Source organism: Enterocloster bolteae, assembly GCF_002234575.2.
GTDB lineage: Bacteria > Bacillota > Clostridia > Lachnospirales > Lachnospiraceae > Enterocloster > Enterocloster bolteae.
On sequence record NZ_CP022464.2, the window covers coordinates 4,504,108 to 4,523,960 of the forward strand.

Annotated in this window: 20 protein-coding genes; all 20 read right to left on the reverse strand. The window is 50.9% G+C overall.

Annotation, left to right across the window (positions count from 1 at the left end):
* Window positions 1-181 precede the first annotated feature (181 nt).
* Window positions 182-1,186: a peptidylprolyl isomerase gene (locus CGC65_RS20825; RefSeq protein ID WP_002569652.1), complete on the reverse strand. Its 1,005-nt coding sequence runs from the start codon at window positions 1,184-1,186 to the stop codon at window positions 182-184.
* A gap of 13 nt (window positions 1,187-1,199) precedes the next feature.
* The gene (locus CGC65_RS20830; protein ID WP_002569653.1) at window positions 1,200-1,985 is read right to left on the reverse strand and encodes an HAD family hydrolase; all 786 of its coding nucleotides are present in this window, start codon (window positions 1,983-1,985) and stop codon (window positions 1,200-1,202) included.
* Window positions 1,978-2,592, reverse strand: coding sequence for a Maf family protein (locus CGC65_RS20835; protein WP_002569654.1), 615 nt, complete (start codon window positions 2,590-2,592; stop codon window positions 1,978-1,980). Before CGC65_RS20835 ends, CGC65_RS20830 begins: the two co-directional genes overlap by 8 nt.
* Before the next feature lie 110 nt (window positions 2,593-2,702).
* Window positions 2,703-3,257, reverse strand: coding sequence for a putative ABC transporter permease (locus tag CGC65_RS20840; protein ID WP_002569655.1), 555 nt, complete (start codon window positions 3,255-3,257; stop codon window positions 2,703-2,705).
* Window positions 3,258-3,301: 44 nt separating this feature from the next.
* Window positions 3,302-3,742 carry a divergent PAP2 family protein gene (locus tag CGC65_RS20845; RefSeq protein WP_002569656.1) on the reverse strand — a complete coding sequence of 147 codons (441 nt, stop codon included), beginning with the start codon at window positions 3,740-3,742 and terminating at the stop codon, window positions 3,302-3,304.
* 78 nt (window positions 3,743-3,820) lie between these two features.
* Window positions 3,821-4,321 carry an HD domain-containing protein gene (locus CGC65_RS20850; RefSeq protein ID WP_002569657.1) on the reverse strand — a complete coding sequence of 167 codons (501 nt, stop codon included), beginning with the start codon at window positions 4,319-4,321 and terminating at the stop codon, window positions 3,821-3,823.
* A gap of 70 nt (window positions 4,322-4,391) precedes the next feature.
* A complete protein-coding gene (gene glgA / locus CGC65_RS20855) occupies window positions 4,392-5,837 on the reverse strand; it encodes a glycogen synthase GlgA (RefSeq protein ID WP_002569658.1) in 1,446 nt (481 codons plus the stop codon).
* A gap of 97 nt (window positions 5,838-5,934) precedes the next feature.
* The gene (gene spo0A, locus CGC65_RS20860; RefSeq protein WP_002569659.1) at window positions 5,935-6,753 is read right to left on the reverse strand and encodes a sporulation transcription factor Spo0A; all 819 of its coding nucleotides are present in this window, start codon (window positions 6,751-6,753) and stop codon (window positions 5,935-5,937) included.
* Window positions 6,754-7,327: 574 nt separating this feature from the next.
* Complete coding sequence (spoIVB, locus tag CGC65_RS20865; RefSeq protein ID WP_002569661.1) at window positions 7,328-8,605, reverse strand: SpoIVB peptidase; 1,278 nt, start codon at window positions 8,603-8,605, stop codon at window positions 7,328-7,330.
* A 152-nt stretch (window positions 8,606-8,757) separates the two neighbouring features.
* Complete coding sequence (recN, locus tag CGC65_RS20870; protein ID WP_002569662.1) at window positions 8,758-10,416, reverse strand: DNA repair protein RecN; 1,659 nt, start codon at window positions 10,414-10,416, stop codon at window positions 8,758-8,760.
* Window positions 10,417-10,433: 17 nt separating this feature from the next.
* Complete coding sequence (argR, locus tag CGC65_RS20875; RefSeq protein ID WP_002569663.1) at window positions 10,434-10,886, reverse strand: arginine repressor; 453 nt, start codon at window positions 10,884-10,886, stop codon at window positions 10,434-10,436.
* Window positions 10,887-10,937: 51 nt separating this feature from the next.
* The gene (locus CGC65_RS20880; protein WP_002569664.1) at window positions 10,938-11,780 is read right to left on the reverse strand and encodes an NAD(+)/NADH kinase; all 843 of its coding nucleotides are present in this window, start codon (window positions 11,778-11,780) and stop codon (window positions 10,938-10,940) included.
* Between the two features lie 61 nt (window positions 11,781-11,841).
* On the reverse strand, window positions 11,842-12,774 hold the full coding sequence (locus CGC65_RS20885; protein ID WP_002569665.1) for a TlyA family RNA methyltransferase: 933 nt from the start codon (window positions 12,772-12,774) through the stop codon (window positions 11,842-11,844).
* A gap of 83 nt (window positions 12,775-12,857) precedes the next feature.
* A complete protein-coding gene (gene dxs / locus CGC65_RS20890; protein ID WP_002569666.1) occupies window positions 12,858-14,732 on the reverse strand; it encodes a 1-deoxy-D-xylulose-5-phosphate synthase in 1,875 nt (624 codons plus the stop codon).
* Window positions 14,733-14,751: 19 nt separating this feature from the next.
* Window positions 14,752-15,663 (reverse strand): polyprenyl synthetase family protein, encoded by a 912-nt coding sequence (locus CGC65_RS20895; protein ID WP_002569667.1) that lies wholly within the window; start codon window positions 15,661-15,663, stop codon window positions 14,752-14,754.
* Complete coding sequence (gene xseB, locus CGC65_RS20900; protein ID WP_002569668.1) at window positions 15,656-15,889, reverse strand: exodeoxyribonuclease VII small subunit; 234 nt, start codon at window positions 15,887-15,889, stop codon at window positions 15,656-15,658. The genes CGC65_RS20895 and xseB overlap by 8 nt, the downstream gene beginning before the upstream one ends.
* Window positions 15,890-15,892: 3 nt before the next feature.
* A complete protein-coding gene (xseA, locus tag CGC65_RS20905) occupies window positions 15,893-17,179 on the reverse strand; it encodes an exodeoxyribonuclease VII large subunit (protein ID WP_002569669.1) in 1,287 nt (428 codons plus the stop codon).
* 9 nt (window positions 17,180-17,188) lie between these two features.
* Entirely contained in the window at window positions 17,189-17,860 is a 672-nt protein-coding gene (gene nusB, locus CGC65_RS20910) for a transcription antitermination factor NusB (protein WP_080548706.1), read from the reverse strand.
* A gap of 219 nt (window positions 17,861-18,079) precedes the next feature.
* The gene (locus CGC65_RS20915; RefSeq protein WP_002569671.1) at window positions 18,080-18,463 is read right to left on the reverse strand and encodes an Asp23/Gls24 family envelope stress response protein; all 384 of its coding nucleotides are present in this window, start codon (window positions 18,461-18,463) and stop codon (window positions 18,080-18,082) included.
* Between the two features lie 166 nt (window positions 18,464-18,629).
* Window positions 18,630-19,841 carry a VWA domain-containing protein gene (locus CGC65_RS20920; protein WP_002569672.1) on the reverse strand — a complete coding sequence of 404 codons (1,212 nt, stop codon included), beginning with the start codon at window positions 19,839-19,841 and terminating at the stop codon, window positions 18,630-18,632.
* Between the last annotated feature and the right edge of the window lie 12 nt (window positions 19,842-19,853).

Genomic DNA, 19,853 nt, shown 5'->3' on the forward strand with positions numbered 1-19,853 from the left:
TATTACATCAAATTACAAATTCCGTCAATTTATCCCGCGCACCATAAGCCTATGCTTTCCCAAATTATATATACAAAAATGTAATTCCTGTAAAAGGTGCTGCAAAGCCATCGAAATCCATCAATTGCTGTTGCAGCACCCTGAGTCAAAGGCAATATTCTTATAGGTAGTTCCGTGAATACTATTTACTGAAATATCCGTGATACAGCTGGAAAAAATTGTCTGCCGTACAGCCCTCACCGCCGGAGAACTCCACCACATCCCCGGGCAGCTTCTTAAGCTTCACTATGTGCTCCTTTACATACGGCTCATAGATTCCCAGGAACGCCTTTGTCTTCTTCTCCTGGGCCAGCCTGCTCTTTCTGGCAGCCGTAGCCTCCTCGTCATAGGCATTGACACACTTAAGGATATAATATCTTCCGCCCTGCTCCAGAATCCCGCTGACCTGGTCCTGCTCCAGCTCAAATGCAGCTCTTTCAAGGCCATCCATATCCTTTTTCCATTCCAGCGTCCTGTCTGTCCTGCTGTCCTTTGAATATTTGGCTGCAATAGCCCCAAAATCCGCTTTCTCTGCCTGGGCCAGGGCCAAAACATTCTCTGCCTCAGCCCTTGAATCCAGCTCAATCTGCTGAATGCCTATGACCTTAGCCTCCGCGTCGCTGACTTCCGGATTCTCGTTTTTGGTCAGCTCTGCCACCAGCTTATCCGCACGGTAGTATTGGCAGTACAGGTCGTACACCTCATCCTCGGATACATCCATAAACCTGCGGTCCTGTTCCGACAGATTTCTGTAATATTCCTGGGCCAGGGACTTAAGAGAATCCTTTTCCTGGCTTGTAAGCTCAATTCCCTGTTCGTCCGCCATCAAATTGGTGGCTGCCAGCTCAATCAGGAACTGCTCCACCTGGTCCATCAGCTTGTCCTCGAATGTATCACCGTTCTCGTCCGCTTTGACAGACCAGAGCTCACTGGTATATATATTCTGGTAACGGTTGCGCTCCGTAATGGCAATCACCATCATCTGCCCCTTGGTATACTCCTTGTCCACTGTCCTGGAGCCGGTTGTGGCAGCTGCCTTCCTTGAACATCCCGTCAAAACAGCCATCGCCAGGACGGCTGTCAGACACAGGCCCACGGCCCTTTTCCATCTCTTCCCCCGCACCTTGTATATCCTGCTTCTGTCCACTGTCACACTCCTCTCACAGCAGCCCTTTCAGTATCTTGAGGACTCCGCCCCGCACATTGCTGTCCGCCTGGAACCTGGCAGCCTTTCGCACCTCTTCCCTGGCATTGGCAACTGCAAAGCTGTAATAAGCCTGGTTGAGCATCTCTATATCGTTGAGCTGATCGCCAAAGGCCATGGTCTCCTCCATCTTAATGCCCAGGCTTTCCTGGATGGTGCGTACAGCCTTCCCCTTGTTCACATCCTTGGCCATACAGTCCATCCACATATCACCGGCGCAGGCCATCTTAGCCTGGTCCTTGAACTCATCATATATGTCCCTGGTGGCTGCCTCGATTCCCTCCTTCTTATAAATGGAAATCTTCACACACGGCTCCTCCAGCTCCAGCACATCCTTTACCCGGATGACATTAAACTTATAGCCGTTGGTCAGCCAGTCGCACAGGGTGTCGTCCTTAGAATCCAGATAATCCCCGTTCACGCCGGCATAGACCATCTCCAGTTCCGGATGCATACGTACTTTGCGTATGATGCGGTGGGCCAGCTCACGCTCCATCGTATAGGCGTACAGGCATCTGCCATGGCATCCCACGTACGCCCCATTGTTGGCAACATAGAAAATCTTCTTCTTAACCGGTTCAAACGCGCTTTCCACACTGGCCCACGGGCGCCCGCTGGCAACCACAAACTGCATTCCCTTTTCACGAAGCTTCAGAATGATGTCAAATACTTCCGGATCCAAATCCGGGGATCCGTCCGGTACAAGGGTTCCATCTACATCCGATACTATAAGCTTAATCATCTTCCCTGTCCTCCAAAAGTCTTTTTATCTCCTGATAGAGACGTCCCACCGGCAGTCCCACCACGTTGGCGTAGTCCCCGTCTATTCCTTTTATATAAGCGGCAAACCTGCCCTGAATCCCGTAAGCCCCCGCCTTATCCAGGGGTTCCCCGCACTGGGCATATTCCTTCATTTCCCCGCAGGTCATGGGGTACACATGGACATCCGTGCGCTCCGCAAATGTAATCCCGTGGCACCTGTCCTCCCCCTGGCACAGAAGCACCGTCACACCGGTGTATACCTGGTGGGTCCTGCCCTGAATCTTCTCCAGCATCTCATAGGCCCTCATGGGGGTTCCCGGTTTACCCAGTATCTCATTTCCCACGGAAACCACTGTATCCGCCCCAATCACCATGGTACCCCCGGGACATCCCGACGCAACATCCTCTGCCTTCTGTCTGGACAGTTCCATGACCACCCTATCCGGCCTTTTCTCCCTGGTCTCCTCCTCCATCCGGCTGGGCCTGATTTCAGGCTCCAGGCCAATCTGTGCCATCAGTTCCTTCCGTCTGGGAGACGCCGAGGCCAGCACGACCTGATATCCTCCCCAAGTCTGTCTCATATCCATGTCTTTCTCCTTTATTCAATCCGTCACAAAACACCGGCGGGTCAGAACGACGAAAAGACTGCTGCATGTAGACCAATGGTAACAGCCACCTGCAGCAGCCTTTCATCCAATTAATATATCTTCAGCCGGCCCACTGCCGGCTCATCTTCCTCTTCCATACCGCCCATGCGCAGGCGGAAACAGTGGATGAAATCCACCAGATAAAACATGGTAAGCCCTACTGCCAAAACAGTCCCCACATGGCCGGGCAGACTGATCACGGCAGCACGAACCCTTATATCCAGAAAATAAAAGAAAAACAGGCCCAGAAGTCCCCATGCAAGGCTGCTTTCCAGACAGACCATTCCTTTATAATTAAAGGGTTTGTGGCTGTAGTCCCACCAGAAGGAGCCGAACAGCCGTACCATAATATTGGCTGTGACCAGTTCCATGGTAGTGGCCATGGCCATGGATGCCGTGTAGAGCTCCATGGGGCTGCCGGAAACAGGCCGCAGAAGCATGCATGCACCCAGGGCACCGAAACCATATATGACGCAAAAGGGGCCATGGCCAAAGCCACGGTCCACTACAGGCCGCTTATATTCTGCACTCAGCACAATACATTCCAGCAGGTAACCAAGAAAACTATACATAAAAAACCAGTTGATGAAATCATAAATATTCATGGTATCTTCTGTCCTTCCTGTCTAACATGATACCCCCCGCCGTATTAATAATAGGAATTCAGGGCCAAAGCCAGTCCAATTCCCAGTATAGCCCCTGCCAGAACCTGCAAAGGCGTGTGTCCCACATACTCCTTAAGCTTCTCCTGAAGTACCTCCGCATTGAGCTTAAGCGGATTCTCTGAAAGGATGGAATTCAAAAGCTTGGCCTGTTTCCCGGTCTCACGCCTCACTCCGATAGCATCATACATGACAATCATGGAGAGCACGAAGGACACGGCAAACTCAAAGGACCCGGCACCGTATTTGAGCAGGGCCGCTGTGGTCAGGCCGCAGACTGTGGCGGAGTGGGAACTGGGCATACCGCCTGACCCCACCAGGCGCTCCGCGTTAAAATTCTTATTCAAAGCAAAGTCAATCAGAGTCTTTAAGAACTGGGCAACCACCCATCCTGTAACAGCACTCATAAGAAGCTGATTGCCAAGCATCTGTGTCCATACATTCATAATCGGATTATTCTTTCCCCTTTCAAACGGGCTCCGGGACGGTTATAGCAAATCGTTGGATTACCGTCTGGCCGGCTGTGCAAACAGGCACATCCGAATCCAGTGCTTAAACCGGGCCGTGGTTTCCACTGTACTGCAATATTTATCCGCACAAGTAACTGCATATCCTGCCTTGGATGTGGGAGGTATAAGGGTCAGGGGCCACATATGCCTCAGAATAATCATCCGTTCCTCCCCGGTCAGCCGGAAATACCGGTCCGCGTTCTCCAGGGCTGCCTTTGGGTGGGTGAATCCATGAAAGTACTGGCCCGTCTCCTTAGCATGGGTATGCCAATCGTATAAAAACAAATCATGGAGAAGCCCTGCCCGAGCAGCGCTTCTCCAGTTTCCTCCCAGCTGTTTGCACAGCTTATATCCAAGGTATGAAACCTGTATACAGTGGGTCTTACATGTGGTAGTCCCGTGCTGTATGTACTGGTCCATGGACTGGAATACAGGATGGCACAATATATCCTTTACACACTCCATGTACTCCTGGTCTTCTGTTATTTCTGAAACCATTGACGGCTCCATATGGGCATCACACCTTTCTTAGTTCATCAGCATATTATCCGACATTACAGGTCTGTTGTCAATATCCAATCAGCCAATCATAAAGTTCCTGGTATTTGGCGGCAGAGGTCCACCATGAATAATCCTTGGCCATGGCCCTGTCGATTATTTTATTCCACTCCCGCCGCTTGCTGCTGTAGACATACTCGGCATAACGCACGCTTCCCAGCATCTCATGAGCATTATAATTCGCAAAGGAGAATCCTGTGCCCTTGCCCTCGTATTCGTTATAAGGCTCCACGGTATCCTTAAGGCCGCCTGTTTCCCTTACAATGGGAACCGTGCCGTAGCGCAGAGCCATCAGCTGGCTCAGGCCGCATGGTTCAAACAGGGACGGCATGAGGAACGCATCGCTGGCAGCGTATATCTTATGGGACATAGCCTCTGAGTAGTAAATCTGGGCAGATACCCTGTCATGATACTTCCAGTCATAGTGGCGGAACATGTTCTCATAGCGCTCCTCACCGGTTCCCAGAACTACCAGCTGCAAATCGTCGCTGCACAGCTCATCCATGACGCACTGAATCAGGTCAAAGCCCTTCTGGTCCGTAAGGCGGGAGACAATGCCCACCATGAACTTCTTCTCGTCCACCGGAAGGCCTAACTCCTGCTGGAGCGCCTTCTTGTTCTTTATCTTTTCCTTGCGGAAATTCTTGGCATTATAGTTCTGGGCAATATACGTATCAGTCTCAGGATTAAACTCATCATAGTCAATGCCGTTGACAATTCCCCTGAGGCTTCCGGCCCTGGAACGCATAAGGCCGTCCAGTCCTTCGCCATAAAATGGAAGCTTTATCTCCTCTGCATATGTGCTGCTGACTGTTGTGATGGCATCAGCAAATACGATACCGCCTTTTAACAGGTTTCCGTCCTTATAGGCCTCCAGCTTATCCGGCGTGAAATAGTAATCCGGCAGCTCGGTAAAGCGCTTGATAGTCTTTACATCCCACACGCCCTGGAACTTCAGGTTGTGGATGGTGATTACAGACTTCATATTGCAGAAAAACTCTCCCTCGCGGAACTTATCCTTGAGAAGAACAGGAATCAATCCTGTCTGCCAGTCATGGCAGTGTACCACATCGGGCTGGAATCCAATCACAGGCAACGCTGATAAGGCCGCCCGGCAGAAAAAGCAGAACTTCTCCAGATCCCAATACCAGTCCCCGTATGGCTTTGCGCCATTAAAATAGCTCTCATTATCAATAAAGTAAAAGGTTATACCCTCATGTACGTACTGCAGGATGCCCACATAACGGCTCTGTCCCAGATAATCCATATAGAAGTGGTGTACATATTTCATCTTGTCGCGCCACTCCTGTTTGATGCAAAGGTACTTGGGGATGATGACCCTGACATCAAAATACTCTTTATCAAAGCATTTTGGCAGGGAGCCTACTACGTCTGCCAGTCCTCCTGTTTTAATAAACGGCACTGCTTCTGAAGCTGCAAATAGTATTTTCTTCATCAAAACCTCCCTCTCCTGACGAACAGGTTCTATATGCCTTTCCTAATAGTATACCTTACTTTTCCGAAATTAGGAAGTTGTTTCTGATGAATTTGTCTTAAATTTTTTTGTATTCCAAGAGTATTTTATCCGATATCAGCGCAATGAATTCAGAATTGGTAGGCTTACCCTTTCCGGTACTGATTGTATAACCGAAAACTTCATCGATGGTTTCCATCTTGCCTCTGCCCCAGGCCACCTCGATGGCATGACGTATAGCTCGTTCCACCCGGCTGGCCGTTGTCTGGTTGCGTTTGGCTATGGCCGGATATAGAATTTTCGTCACACTGCTCATCATTTCCTGGTCTTCCACCGACATGGCGATGGCATCCCGCAGATACTGATATCCTTTAATGTGGGCCGGTATGCCCAGCTCATGAAGCATCTTTGTAATGTCCGTCTCCAGATGCTCCTTCATGTACTCTTCCCTGGTTATATGGGATTCTTCCCCCGGCTCAAAAGGAGCCGTTATTACTTTTCCTGCCGGCTGTTTATTGGGCAGTTTTCCAATATGACGAATCTTGTTTACCAGGATTTCCTTGTCGAAGGGTTTCATCAGATAGTAATTAGCGCCCGCCTTAAAGGCATCTTCTGTCATCTGTTCTCCACCTACTGCACTAAGTATAATGAATGCAGGATTTTTCAGGAAAGTATGCTCGCTTTTCACTTTTTCCACCACGGATATACCGTCAATTTTCGGCATTACCAAATCCAGCAGTACAATGTCCGGCGTTGTGTCAACAATCATGTTAATGGCATCAGCGCCATTGTCTGCCTTTCCAATTACAGATAATCCGTCTTCTGCGTTAATCAGTTCATCCAGCGTATTCAGAATCAGCGGATTGTCATCGACAATCGCAACATTCAGCTTTTCCACTTCCTTTTACCTCCTAAAATTGTTTGCCTGTGCTGAACTACCTGCCAAAAAATCGGTAGCTGCTATTCGACCACCTTAACATCAAATCCATCTCCTTCGTCAATATAATTCCTGGCGAAATTTATTATATATGGTCCCCATACCATATAGCAACGATTCGTGGTCGCAATTTTAGACACGCGTCGAGATTAAATTGTATCATTTTTGGTGTCATTTTGCAATTATTAATTATATTGATTAACATTTCTGTAACTAACAATCGGTTTTATTCCTTTATTTTACATTAATTCGACACCATTTTTGTAATTTCAGCACGTTGATGTTTCAATTCATTATATTCTCACAGGCACGATTATAGAACGCAAACATCTCTATTTTTCCTCCTGATATTTAAAACTTTGGCAAAATCTCAGGAGGGGGTGAGGCAGTATTTGTCGATTTTTGACGAGGGGGTGGTTTTATGGCGGGGGCGCAGAAAAATCAGGATGATACCTGCGGCTCTGTCGTCCTTCTTTATCGCCTGCTCCATGAGCAGGCTCCCAAGGCCTTTCTTTTCACTATGTCCTGCCCGGACTCAATGCTCCATCATATTCTCAATTAAAATCCCGTACCCTCTGCTGGCATCCTGCACAAACACATGGGTCACTGCCCCGGCCAGCTTCCCGTCCTGGATAATCGGGCTGCCGCTCATTCCCTGCACGATTCCTCCTGTCAGCTCCAATAGCTCCGGATCCGTCACCTTAATGACCATACTTTTGTTCTTATGGCCGGAATTATAGTCCACCTTTTGGATCTCAATGGCGTAATCCTTCAGCTCGCCGGAAATATTGCTGCGGATATAAGCCGGTCCCTGCTTTACATCCTGGCGGCAGGCGATTTCCATGGGTTCTCCTGATATCTGCTTTTTAAACTGCTGGTTGACCGTGCCGAATATGCCCTCATTTGTGTTCTTTTCTATATCTCCCATATGGGACTGGGGGCCGTAGTAAATTACGCCGGACAGCAGTCCTGGTTTTCCCATGGATCCTTTTTCTATTCCCATGATTTCCGTGGAATACAGGGCTCCGTCGGAGGATTCCACTAGATCGCCTGTATCGCTGTCGCTGATTCCATGGCCCAGCGCGCCGAACCTGCCGTTCATATCCACATAGGTAATGGTGCCGATACCCTGGGTATCGTCCCTGACCCATGCTCCCAGCTTGTACTGCCCGTCAGCGCCCTGGACCGGCTTCAGGCTTATATCCACGTCCTCGCCTTCCCTGCGCACCTGGAGCACGCAGTCCTGGCCCCCTGACTCGCTGACAGCCCGTATCAGATCCTCCTTTGTGTTCATGGGCTTTCCGTTGAACGCTTCGATATAGTCACCTGATTTCAGTATTCCGTATGCCGGTTCCACCTCCATGCCATCGCTTCCCGTGATTCGCCCGGTGCCGATGACCATGACGCCATCCGATTTCAGATAGATGCCGATGGGTGAGCCGCAGGGAATGGCATACCTGGTGTCCACCACATCCACCTGTATGTCCTTTAATTTTATAACTCCAAACAGCTTAAGACCTACCTGGTAGCTTCCCTTTTCTCCCCCGAACATGGAAAAATGGTCCCTGCCGCTTATGGTAATCTGATCTGCCGGTATATTGCTCTCATTGGACAGGGCTACCTCCTGGCTGTCGCTGGATATGGTTGCCTTTAAAGGCAGGCCAAAGGAAAATTCCTCCTCTTCATTTTCTATAATGCTCACCCGGTCTGGCACTGCCTGGTCCATGTAATACCACGTGTACCCCGTAACAGCCACAGCGGACAGCCAGAAAATGCGCCCCAGCCACCGGTAAAAGATTGATTTCCCCTTCATCGCCCTGCCTCCTTATATAGTCATTCATGTTAAATGGGTCAATACAAAGCCATAGTTCCTCCATTTGGGGATGAACCACAACAAAAAAAAGAAAGAAGCAACGTTCAATGCCTCTTTCTTAGTATTATCCATCCTCAGAATTTCAATCTGTTTTATTTTGTTCTGTCTGCCAATTCCTTCATTTCACCTGCGTTCTTAAGCACTGCCTCCGTAATCCTGGCGCCGCCTAACAGCCTGGCCAGCTCTTCTACGGAAGCCTGCCTGTCTAACAGACGGATGGTGGTTATGGTCCTGCCCTGGCTGGCAGATTTTGCAATTTCAAAATGCGAATCCGCCATGGCCGCTATCTGCGGCAGGTGGGTGATGCAGATGACCTGGTGGCTCCTTGCTATGAGCATGAGCTTCTCCGATACCTTCTGGGCGGTTCGCCCGCTGATACCAGTATCTATCTCGTCAAAAATCAGTGTGGGGATATCATCGGAATCAGCCAGCACAGTTTTGATAGCCAGCATGATTCTGGAAAGCTCTCCTCCTGACGCCACATCCATAAGAGGACGCATGGGCTGTCCCGGATTGGTTGAAATCAGGAACTGGGCCCCGTCCCATCCGGATGGGGTAAAATGATCCAGTTTTTCAAATTCCATGTCAAATTCCACATCCAGGAAATTCAAATCCACCAGACCCTGCCTGATTTTCTTTACAAGCGTCCTGGATGCCTTTTTACGTATCCCTGTTAATTGTGTGCAGAGTTTCTCCAAACCATTCCTGCATTCTTCTAATTCCTGCTCCATACGCTTTTTGTGAGCGTCATAGTCTTCCAGTTCTCCCAGCCTTTTCTTTTTTTGTTCCAATTTCTGGAATATAGCCTCCACGGTCGGCCCGTATTTTGCCTGAAGGTTATGTATCAGATCCAGGCGTTCCTCGGTTTTTCTGAATGTTTCCTCGTCCATCTCCATGGAATCCAGATAGGCAGACATCTCTCTTCCCGCGTCCCTCAGAATGGAATCCGCATCATAGAGCTGGTCCCGGACGCCGCCCAGGCTCTCATCGTACTCTGACGCCTGCTCCACCTCTTTTAAAGCCCTTGCCAGCCAATCTCCCTCCACTGCCTCGTAAGCGGCTCCCAGACACTCTGCAATGCGCCTGGAATGGGAATAACGGCGGTAAACCGAGGTAAGCTCCTCCTCCTCCCCTTCCTTCAGGGCCGATGCCTCTATCTCCTCTATCTCAAACCGGAGGAAGTCAGCCTCCCGGATACGGCTTTCAGCATCCAAATCAAACCCCCTCAGCTTTTCTTCAAGGGAACGGTATATACGGTACCTGTCTGCAATTGTCTGTTTTACAGGCTGGGTCGCGGCCTTGACATAGGCGTCCAGAATTTCAAGATGCTTGGATTTGTAAAGCAGGGACTGATGCTCATGCTGCCCGTGTATATCCAGCAGCAGGCCGGTAATCTGGCTCAGTCTGGCCATGGTCACTGTCTCATCGTTGATACGGCTGATGCTCCTGGCAGAAGTCAGCTTTCTGGATATGATTACCAGTCCGTCCTCTGTGGGTTCCACATCCAGCTCCCTGAGAGCCTTCCGCTTTTCCTCCCCTGTGACGGAAAACACTAGCTCAATATAGGCGTAGTCTGCCCCGGGACGTATACTGCCTTTCGGTGCCTTGCCGCCCAGGGCCATGGTTACGGAACCGATGATAATGGATTTGCCGGCTCCGGTTTCACCGGTGAGGATATTGAGACCCTCACCGAATTCCACATCCGCTTTCTCAATAAGGGCCAGGTTCTTTACATGCAGTTCCAGTAACATATTACACCCCTTTTCCGTTAGTCTTCCACCATTTTCTTGATTTTCTCCATGACAATGATGGTATCGTCCACACTGCGTATGGCACACATGATGGTATCATCACCTGCAATACAGCCCACGATTTCGTGGAACTGGATGGCGTCCAGGGCAGCAGCCACAGCCATGGCCATGCCGGATACGGTCTTGATTACCAGGATATTCTGAGCCATGTCCATGGACATGTATCCGTCCTTAAGGATGCGGATATATTTGATGGCAGATGTCCCCCTGGGGCTCTCCAATACCATGTAGCGCTGTCTGCCGCTCTCCGACTGCATCTTGGTCAGCTTCAGTTCACGGATATCCCTGGAAACAGTTGCCTGGGTCACATTGAAACCAGCTTCATTCAGCCTTTCAGCCAGCTCCTCCTGTGTCTCTATCTCATATTTTCCAATTAATTCGACAATTTTGCTGTGGCGCTCTACCTTCATGTGAGACGCTTCCCTCCTTGTTGATTTATAATGTTCTGCGGATCCTGATGTCTATATTCCTCCAAGATGGTTGCTGAGGTTCTGCATAAATGATATCTGCTTTACCTTTATCATCACTGTCTGCAGCTCGGAACACCGTATGTCTATACAGTCCCCTGCCTTTAATTCCATGGACGTATCCCCGTCAAAGGATACGACCTGACCGCTGTTAAGGACCTTGATCCTAACCCTGTCCTCCGGTGCCAGCACGATACTCCTGGCATTGAGGGAGTGGGAGCAGATAGGTGTCAGCACCATCATCCTGGCCCCCGGCGCTATGACCGGCCCTCCCGCCGAAAGATTATAGGCTGTGGAGCCTGTAGGCGTGGCTACCAGGACACCGTCTGCCGCGTATTCATTGAGATACTCGTCATTGACATAGACGCTGTAGCGAAGCACCTTCAGGGGATCCTTTCTGGTAATGGCAATTTCATTGAGGGCGATATCCTTTAAAAGAGTCTCTTCCCTCCGCCATGCTGTCCCGTGTATCATCATCCGCCGTTCCAGCTGGTAACGCTCATTTAACAGGGACTCCAGGACCGGCGCAATGTCTTCCTGGCGGCTCACCTGGTTGAGATATCCCAGATGGCCCCTGTTCACCCCCAGCATGGGAATGTTGCGGCCCGCCAGGTCCCTGGCAGCCTGTATGAGGGTACCGTCCCCTCCGATTGTTATGACGCACTCCGTATCCTCCGGCACCTGGGCCCCGTCAATGTGGGCTGCCCCCCTGGTTCTCTCAGGTGTATGGTGCAGGAGGCATTCTGCTCCCTTTGCCTCCAGGTAAGCCTTGATAAACACCTGGGCCTCCTGTACATATTCTTTGTCAAGATTGGCAATAATATAAAAATGTTTCATGGTTATGGGGCTCCTGACGTTTTTATACGTTATTTATCCATTTGTGCAAACCGCCGGCCGTTTAATCCAGACATCCGTGGGCCTGTTCCACAATGGCACGGGCTGACAATTCATATTCTGTTTGGTTTCGTTTCGCCTGATGGTTTTCTGTCTGCTTCATTTCCGCATGCTCTGTTTTTGACTGATTCATTTCTTCCTGATCGGTTGTTTTCTCTCCGGTTATTTTCTGTACATTATCCTCCTGCCCCCCATTTTCCTGCAAAATATTCTGGAGGTACAGAAGATATTCGATATTTCCCTCAGGCCCCTTGATGGGAGAGAATTCCAGCCCCAGTATACCAAAACCAATGCTCCGGGCATAATCCATAACCATCTCTATGACCTCAAGATGAACGCTCTTTTCCCTGACAACGCCCTTCTTTCCCACCTTTTCCCGTCCGGCCTCAAACTGGGGCTTTATCAGGCACACCACCTGGCCTTCATCGGTCAGAAGCTGTTTTACCGGTCCCAGCACTTTTGTCAGGGATATAAAGGACACATCAATGCTGGCAAATTCAATGCGGTCCCCTATATCCTCCGGGGTCACGTACCGGATGTTTGTTTTCTCCATACAGATGACCCTGTCGTCATTGCGCAGCTTCCAGGCAAGCTGTCCATGTCCCACGTCCACGGCATACACCTTCACCGCCCCGTTCTGGAGCATACAGTCCGTAAATCCGCCGGTGGAAGCCCCTACGTCCATGCATACCTTGCCTGCCAGCTGAACGCCGAAGCGGCTCATGGCCTTTTCCAGCTTAAGCCCTCCCCGGCTGACATATTTAAGGGTGTTTCCCCTGACCTCAATCTGTACTGTCTCCTCAAAGGACGTGCCCGCCTTATCTTCCTTCTGTCCATTGACATAGACTATCCCTGACATAATCAGGGCCTTGGCCTTTTCCCTGGACTCCGCCAGGTTTCTCTGGACCATAAGCACGTCCAACCGCTCTTTCTTCATTACCGTTCTCCTTATACCGAAGCGGCATTTCCCCGCTGCCTTCCGGCTTAAGGTGCAATGCCGCCTGTATTATCTGCTATCTGTCAATCCTTTTTGCCGATATAACCGCCGGCCTTCATGGTCCGGATAATGGAATCGCTGTCGATTCCCAGTCCTTCCCTTAATATGGACACATTGCCGTGCTCCACATATGCGTCAGGAATGGCAATATTAAGTACCTTTACTTCCGGATAGTTCTCATGTATGAATGCAGTGACCGCCAGGCCGTAACCGCCCTGGAGCACATTTTCCTCCATGGTGACAATCAGGCGGTGATTCTTCGCCAGACGTGATACCATTTTCCTGTCAAAGGGCTTCACAAACCTGCCGTTGGCAAGGCTGCATCTGTATCCCTCCGCCTTCAGCTTCTGCCGCACATGTTCGCCTGTGCTGACCATGCTGCCCACAGCGAGAAGGGCAATATCCTCTTCCTCGTAAAGTATTTCACCCACACCGTATGATATGGGCTGTCTGAATTCCTTCAGTCCCCGGTACGCCTCGCCTCTGGGATAACGGACAGCCAGAGGGCTGTTATAATCCATGGCAAAGTCCAGCATGGCCCGCAGCTCCCACAGATTCTTGGGGGCCATAACGCTCATGTTGGGAATGGAGGTCAGGAAAGAATAGTCAAAGATTCCCTGATGGGTCTCCCCGTCGCTACCCACAAGCCCTGCCCGGTCCACTGCAAATAGCACCGGCAGGTTCTGGATACAGACATCGTGCAGGACCTGGTCATAGGCCCTCTGCAGGAAGGAGGAATAGACCGCCACCACGGGCCTGAGCCCGGCCGCAGCCATGCCTGCAGCAGACGTGACCGCATGAGCCTCCGCGATTCCCACATCAAAAAAACGGTCCGGAAACTTCTTTCCAAATGCAGCCAGCCCCGTACCGTCAGGCATGGCGGCCGTCACTGCCACCAATTCCGGATGCTCCTGCCCCAGCTGGCAGAGCTTTCTGGAGAACACATCCGTATAGGATGGATTCTTCTGGGATGACAGGGATTGTCCCGTTTTTATATCAAAGGGACCCACTCCGTGAAAATAGGATGGATTCTTTTCCGCCGGACGGTATCCCTTACCCTTTTTCGTCATCACATGGACCAGAACTGCGTGATCCAGCTTCTGGGCCTCCCTCAGCACCTTGCAGAGGGCCTGGATATTATGGCCGTCCACCGGGCCCAGATAGGTAATGCCCATATTTTCAAACAGCATACCGGGTATAAACAGCTGTTTTATGCTGTTCTTGGTGCGTTTGATTTTATCTATCATGGCAGTGCCCACCACCGGAATCCGGTCCAGGGCGTCTGCCACGCTCTTTTTCAGGTCGTTGTAGCCGCTGCCTGTACGCAGGCCGTTTAAGTAGCGGGACATGCCCCCTACATTTTCTGAAATGGACATCTTATTGTCATTCAGCACAATGATGAAATTCTTCTTCATCCTGGCGGCATTATTCAGGGCTTCATACGCCATGCCGCCGGTAAGGGCCCCGTCTCCAATGACGGATACCACACGGTAGTCCTCACCTCTGATATCGCGCCCCAGGGCGATTCCCAGCCCCGCAGATATGGAGGTGGAGCTGTGGCCCGTGTCAAAGGAATCATAGGGACTCTCCTTGCGCTTCGGGAATCCGCTCAGGCCTCCGTACTGACGCAGCTCGTCAAATTCCGCCATGCGCCCGCTCAATATCTTATGGGTATAGGACTGGTGCCCCACATCCCATATAACCTTGTCCTCCGGAAGATTTAAGGTTTTAAAAAGGGCGATGGTCAGTTCCACCACGCCCAGATTGGAGGCCAGATGGCCTCCGGTATGGCTGATTTTCTCAATCAGGAAGGTCCGTATCTCCTGGGCCAGTATCTTTAAATCCTCGGGCGGAAGGGCTTTCAGTTCCTCCGGCCCATTAATTTGTTCCAGTATCATAATAACGGTATCTCCAGTCTTACTTCTGACGGCCCACCAATGCGCGGATTAACTGCTCCAGGAAATCATTGTTCCCCGGAAGCTTGTTCAGCTCTTCAATGGCTTCTGTAGAAATCTGTTCCACATCCTTCTTTGCCTTGTCCAGGCCTTCCAGGGTTACATAGGTCGTCTTTTTATTCTTTTCATCGCTTCCTGAAGGTTTGCCGGTCACATCCTGGCTTCCCGTCACATCCAGGATATCGTCCTGAATCTGGAATGCCATTCCGATTTTGGCTGCAAGGGATTCCACAATCTTGCAGTCCTCCTCAGCAGCGCCGCCCAGGACAGCGCCTATCAGCATGGAAGCCTCAATCAGCGCTCCCGTCTTCAGACGGTAGATAAATTCCAGCTTGTCTCCCGGTATCGGGCCTCCGGCCAGCTCCACATCCACGGTCTGGCCTCCTATCATGCCGTACACGCCGGTCTTACGGGCAAGAATCCCCATAGCCCGCCCAATCCTGGATAATTCGTCCGGATCAATGCTTGTTTCAAAGGCATTGGCAGCTGTCTCAAAGGCATACATCATAAGGGCGTCCCCGGTAAGCACACCGATGTCCTCGCCGTACTCAGCCCATGTGCTGGCCTTGCCCCTGCGCATCATATCATCATCCATACAGGGAAGATCATCATGCACCAGAGAGGAGGTGTGTATCATCTCCACAGCCGCCATAAAGGGAATCACAGCTTCCAGAAGGGTGCCTGTAAAAAGCCGGCACATCTCCTGCATGAGCATGGGGCGAAGGCGCTTTCCTCCAGCCTTCATGCTGTAATTCATTGCCTCGAAGATAGTCTTCTGATGGCCTGTTTCCTCCGGAAGATAAGTTCCAATTAACTGTTCAATCTCTGCTGTACGCGCATCAAGTTCCTGTTTAAATGTTTCCTTATCACTCATTTTCATCACCCTCACTCAATATCTGAATCTGTTTTTCTACATTGTCTATCTGACCGCTCAGGTACTTCACCAGCTTCATCCCCGCTTCATAGCAGGTGAATGATTCCTCCAGCGTACTGTCCCCGGCTTCCAGTTTTTTTATGATTTCCTCCAGCTGGGCAAAATTTTCCTCAATGCTGGCTTTATTCTCTTCCTTTTCCTGTGTGTCCGTCTTCTTACGCGGCATCCTCTATCCCTCACTTCCCGGCAGTTTCATGGATTCCGTCTCCACGACCCGGGCGTCCACACGCCCGTCCTTTACGCTGACGCGTATTATGTCTCCAGGCTCTGCCTGTGTAATGGAGGTGAACGCCCTGCCTCTGGCGTCTGTCACAAATCCGAATCCGCCGCCCAGCTTCTTAAGGGGCGACAATCCGTCTAGTCTCCCTGACAACAGGGCCAGCCTGTGCTTTCCCTCTGTAAGTCCTAAGGCCATACGCGCCTCAAGGCGCCGTCTCCTATCCTCCAGCTTACGCCGGGACAATCCCAGATTTTCTTCCATCATCCGTTCCAGGCGGCTCTCCATGTCTGCCAGGCGCTGCCTCCTGTCGTTGAGCTGCTTTTCCGGGCTTAGAAGCTTTAAGCGCATACCGCACTGGTCCAGCCGGAAATGCAGCTTTTCCAGCCTGCGCTCCATGGAGCGCTCCAGCACCTGCCTGTACAGATTCACCTGCTCCACAAACTGACCATAATCAAACACAGCCAGTTCCGCTGCCGCTGACGGAGTGGGCGCCCTTAAATCCGCCACATAATCCGCTATGGTCACATCCGTCTCATGCCCCACGGCTGAGATAACCGGGGTGGTGCAGTTAAAGATGGCCCTGGCCACCATTTCCTCGTTAAAAGCCCAGAGGTCTTCGATGGAACCTCCGCCTCTTCCCACAATCAGGACATCTAACCCCATACGGTCCAGAGTCTCTATGCCCTTTGCGATGCTGTACTTTGCCTGCTCTCCCTGGACCAGGGCCGGGTATAATATGAGCTGGACATAGGGATTCCTTCTGGCGGATATATTCATGATGTCACGGATAGCCGCTCCTGTGCCGGCCGTGACGATTCCCACCTTCCTGGCATATTTGGGTATGGGCTGCTTGTAACAGCTGTCAAACATTCCCATTTCCTCCAGCTCATTCCGCAGCTTTTCAAACTGGCGGAACAGGTCTCCCTTTCCTTCCCTGGTAATCTCCTTTGCATAGAGCTGGTATCTTCCGTCCCTCTCGTACACATCCACGGTGCCTGACACCGTAACCTCCTGGCCTTCCCTGAGCTCAAAATCCAGCCCTTTCCTCTGTCCTGCAAACATGACAGCAGCGATCTGCGCGCCGCCGTCCTTCAATGTAAAATAGATATGGCCTGATGTGTGGTACTTACAGTTGCTCACTTCTCCCCGAATGGAAATCCGGTTCAGGGCAAAATCCTGTGTAAACATGTTCCTGATATATGCAGTTACCTGAGATACGGTGTAAACACTTGCCATACGTCCTGCCTACGCTTCGCTTTCCTTATTCTCCGGAATTTCCTGCGGCTCCTGAGAAGCCTGAATCTCCTGCGGTTCCTGGGGAACTGGAGTTTCCTGGGGCTCCTGAGAAGCCCGAATCTCCTGGGAAGCCTGAATCTCCTGGGAAGCCTGCGTTTCCCGGGGCTCCTGAGTCTCCCCGCAAACCCTGTTCTCTTCCGGCGCTTTGGCCTCTGCGGCAGCCCTGGCTCCCTTGACTACAAACTTGGCCAGTATTCCGTTTACAAAGGACGGAGAATCATTTCCGCCGAACTTTTTCGCCAGCTCCACTGCCTCATTGATGGATACCTTTTCAGGAATGGCGTCGTCGTGGAGCATCTCATACAGGGCCAGGCGCAGGATGGTCAGCTCCACCTTTCCCATGCGCTTGGTCTTCCACCCGGCGGCTGCCTGGTTCAGCTTCTCATCTATCTCAGGAATCTTCTCCATTATGTTTGCTGTTCTTGCCTGAAGATATTCACTGTCTGCCTCTTTTAATTCTACTTTATGCAATACCTGAAGAATACCCGACTCATCTACATCGTCTTCTTCCGGGGACTGGAAATACTGGCCCAGCTGGGCTATGGCCTCTTCCTGCGTCGGGTAGAAGTCAGCCGAGAACAGCATCTTAAAGCAATGCTCCCGCAATTCTCTTCTGGTCATTTTCTCTGCTTGTACTAAAAAGCGGTGGCTTTCCGTACATTTTCCTTTCTTCGTGATGTCCGCTTCTTCCCTTTCCTGGGCATGTCCTAAATAGCCCGGAGATGAAGCCGCTTTAGATATTATAGCAAACCCAGTGCATAAAAACAATAAAAAATGTATAAAACACTCCCCAGGCAACGCTCCGGGGAGTGTTTACAGATATTATATTAAACCGTGGTTTTATCTGCCTTCATCCATATTGACTCCGGCAATCTTTACATTCACATCCAGCACCGTCAGGCCTGTCATATTCTCAATGGCCGTGCTTACCTTTTCCTGAACCTGCTCACTTACGGACGGGATGCTGTATCCGTAGCGGATATTGAGGGACAGGTCTACCGACACATGCTCCTCCGTCACATCCACCTTGACGCCCTTGCTCAGATTCTTCATGCCCAGCTTGCCTACCAGTTCATTGGTAATGTTGCCGGCCATGGAATCCACTCCCTCCACCTCTGTGGCAGCCAGACCGGCAATAATAGCCACTACCTCATCCGCAATCTGTACCTCGCCTATTTTCTCTTTCTCGTATAATTTATGGGTACTGCGATTTTCCTCAGACATCACAACTTACCTCCTGTCAAGACTTAATTATTAGTATTATAACAAATCCGCAAGGATATGTATAGGATTAATTTGTGCGCCCTCTCCTGTCCTTTCTCCCGTCATTCTTTCCGTCTTTTTCTCAGCCGCAGCCTTTCAGACAGCTCATTTCCCCGTAAAAAGGCGGTCAGGAAGCATTTGATGACCGCGACAGTTCCTTCTGAAACGCGTTCAGGTCCTGTCCTTTCAGGGCCCGCTCCAGAAGCTCCGGCATTTTTTGGGGATTACAGGCAAAACAGGGCACATCCATGGACGCAATCCTGCCCGCTATCTGCTCGTCATAATAGGGCTTTCCGCCGTCCGCAATGGCCAGGAGGCAGACCACTGTCACACCGGATTCCTTCATCTCCCGGATGCGCCTTAAAAGTCCCGCCCGGTTGCCGCCTTCCATCAGGTCGCTTACGAGAAAGAACAGGGTTTTTCCCGGATTCTCCATAAACTGCTGGCAGTAGGCCACGGATTTCTCAATGTCCGTGCCGCCGCCCAGCTGGAATCCAAACAGCAGATCCACGGGGTCTTCGCATTGTTCGGTCAGGTCCGTGATCTTTGTGTCAAAGGCCACGATTCTGGTTTTAACCGACGCAATGCTGGCCAGAATACAGCTGATAACCGAGGAATAGATGACCGATTCCCCCATGGAACCGCTCTGATCCACGTCCAGGATAACCGTATATTTATTGGCGGCGTTGGACGTGGTCCTGTCATAAAAATAAAAATGCTCCGGCACCAGCCTCTTTAATTCAGGGTTGTAATTCTTAAGATTCCTGCGTATGGTGTCCTTATAATCCAGGGCCGCCGCTGACGGAATAGGGGAATGTCTCCTTCTGTCCACGGCAGCGGTCACTGCCCGGCGGATATCATCGGCCAGCAGCCTGTTAATTTCCTCCACAATTCTGGATATAAACGCCCGCACCTGGTCCTTGGACCGCCCCGGTATCTGGTCCTTTAAGGCCAGTATCATGGAAGCCAGGTTCATATCCGGCTCCAGGTTCTCCAAAAGCTCCGGCTCAAACAACAGCTGTTTCAGGCCGCAGCGCTCCATTGCATCGGACTGGATGATAGTCACCAGCTCCTTGTCAAACAGGGTTCTGACATCCCCCAGCCATTTGGAAAGGACAGGGGCAGAAGGGCCGTTTCCTGCGCCTCTGCCTCCCGGTACCTTTTTGCCGGCTCCGTCTCCGAATCCGCCGGAGTCCGTCTGATTATAGATGGACGCCAGGGCCTGGTCCATTAAAAGCTGTTCATCTGTCAGCTCCACACCGCCCATTTTTCCAAACTGGGGACTGCTTTCCTCCCCAAGTATCAGGCGCCATCGTTTCATTCTGGTTTCAAGCTCCATATATTCCACCCA